Annotated in this window: 2 protein-coding genes; both read right to left on the bottom strand. The window is 65.9% G+C overall.

The features are described from left to right. Positions 1–218 precede the first annotated feature (218 nt). Entirely contained in the window at positions 219–743 is a 525-nt protein-coding gene (locus ACFXKG_RS41135; protein ID WP_384850714.1) for an AAA family ATPase, read from the bottom strand. A gap of 323 nt (positions 744–1,066) precedes the next feature. Next, positions 1,067–2,167, bottom strand: a complete 1,101-nt coding sequence (locus tag ACFXKG_RS41130; protein WP_384850711.1) for a hypothetical protein — start codon at positions 2,165–2,167, stop codon at positions 1,067–1,069. Positions 2,168–2,299: the final 132 nt, after the last annotated feature.

Below are 2,299 nucleotides of genomic sequence, written 5' to 3'. Positions count from 1 at the left end.
GCTGGACGTTGACCGCCCCAAGGCGATGACGTGAATCGTGCCAGGTTCGCACGAGGCTGGCACTCGACCGGCCAACTGAAGCGCTCAGTCACACCGGACCGTCCACGGTCCGGGGCCCGTTCGTGCACCTCAGGTCCGCATAGCTCATGAGCCGAAGCACGGTAGTTGTCACATAGGCAGTCTTGTTGTCATCTGCGAGGTGCGGCTCCCGGAAGGTCTCAACTCTTGACGACTTCTGCGATCTGCTGGGCGGCCTGGGCGGGGGTGAGGTGCGTGGTGTCGATGACCTCGGCCTCGGCGTGCAGCCACGTGCGGGCCGCCTTGGCGTAGGGCTCGAGGTAATGGAGCCGGAACGGGGAGTCGGGGCCCAGAACGGTGTCGCCCGCGATGCGCGCGCGGAGGGTGTCCTGGTCGGCATGGAGGACGAAGTGTCGGACCGGAATATCGTGCTGGGCAAGGCCCGAGCTGATCTCGCGCCAGTACTGCTCGACCAGGACGGTCATGGGCATCACCAGGGTTCCGCCGGTGTAGTCGAGGACGCGTTGGGCGGTCTCGACCACGAGCGGTCGCCATGGCGGCCAGTGCTGGAAGTTGTCCGTCGCGGGCAGTCCTGGCTTGATGTCCATGAGTGTCTCGCCGACTTTCTCGGCGTCGAACACCCGTGAGTCCGGAATCAGCTGCTGGAGGAGCGCACTGATCGTCGTCTTGCCCGCGCCGTGCGTGCCGTTGAGCCATACGATCACGGTCTTGACACTAGCGTCGTGCGGGCCCCAGGAACACCTTCTGGTGACAGTAGGGCTGCTGAACGAGGTCATATGACAAGTCGGATGCGTCGCCCGTGACAACCAGGATGCTTCGCGTGCCCCCTCTCGCAGCTGATCCGAGCCTGTTGGTGACATCTGTCGTGCTTCGGCTCAGCTCAGATCCGCGTTCTGCAGGTCCACCTCGTGCAGGTCCGCACCGGTCAGTGTGCGGTGATAGCGGCAGCGGCAGGGCCACCGCGCGCCGATGCCGGGTGCCCTGTTCCGAACAAGGGCCGGGACAGCGGCCGTTTCCCGACCCCTGCTCAGAACAGGGCCAATGCCCCCGCGCGCGGTATTCTGGCTAGACCGGCGGAGGGGTCACCAGCTTCGCGGCGCCCGGATCGACGTCGACCGGGTGGGCGAGGGTGGGGAGATGGTGGTCGAGGAGACCGTTGAGCGCGACTGCCGCCTTGCTGAGAAGGTTGCGCGGCCTGGACCGACTGGCCGTCGGCCACCGAGGCGTAGAAGCGGGCGGCGTAGGTGATGGCGTCGCCGTCACTGATGCTGTCGGACATGCCGATCGTGAACGGCACCGTGTCGACCAGCTTCTGCGCCTGAGCTGCGGAGTGACAGGAGTTGAGCAGCACCAGGAGCGGCTTGTCGTCCACCGCGGCAATGGCGCTGGCGAAAGCAGCGGCGCTGACGATGGCGCCCTTGTGGAAACCGTCCTCGCCCGTCTCGAAGGAGATCAGGTCGTGACTGCTGTGCCCGGAGAAGTGCACCACGTGCGGCCTGAACCTGGTCAGGGCGTTCAGGAAAACGTCCGCCGTCGCGGCCGGATGGGCGTCCAGTTCCACGAGATCGCGGTGGGTGGCGCGCTCCACCGCCGCGCGGATCCTCTGCTGTTCCTGACCGACCCGCAGGTCACCGGCGGACGACGCGCCCAGCAGCAGAATCCGCAGCTTCTCCGGCTTCGGGGCCCTCAGTTCCTTAAGCACCATGTCCACCTGGCCTTCTGTCGCCGACAAGCGGCTCTCGATTCCCTGCTGCTGAACCGCAGCCAGCCGCTGCGCCTCTTCCTGCTCGCGGCGACGCGCCGCCTCGGCGGCCTCCTGCTCTGCCTGCTCTGCCTTGGCCAGCTTCCTGGCCAGGACGCCCATGTCCTTCTCGAGCTTGGCCGCCTTCAAGGCCCATGTACTGGCGCTCAGAGCGGCGCTGTTCGCTTCCTTCTTGTAGCGTTGGGCAGACTTCATCCGGCTCCGCTGCACGCCGGGGCTTCCGGCCCTGCTCGCCGACGCCGCCTTCTTCGTGGCCTTCTCCTCCCTGCCGGCCTGCTTCAGCCCCAGACCGCTCGCCCTCTTCAGCGCTGCGGCGTGGGCCTTTCTCTTCACATCCAACTGGCGTTGGTAGTAGCTGGAGTCCATGCTCGTACCTTTCGTGAAGCTTGCCGGAAGGCTAGACGCTGGTGGAGGTTCTTGTGTTCTTGTCTGGTGTGGTTCTCGTTGCAGTGTCCAGGTGGGTGGGTGCGGTTGGGTGGGCTGATTGGTGTTGTTCTG

Origin of the sequence: Streptomyces sp. NPDC059255, assembly GCF_042752355.1 — a bacterium.
In the GTDB taxonomy this organism is placed as follows: domain Bacteria; phylum Actinomycetota; class Actinomycetes; order Streptomycetales; family Streptomycetaceae; genus Streptomyces.
This window is presented reverse-complemented; position numbering and strand designations above follow the sequence as displayed.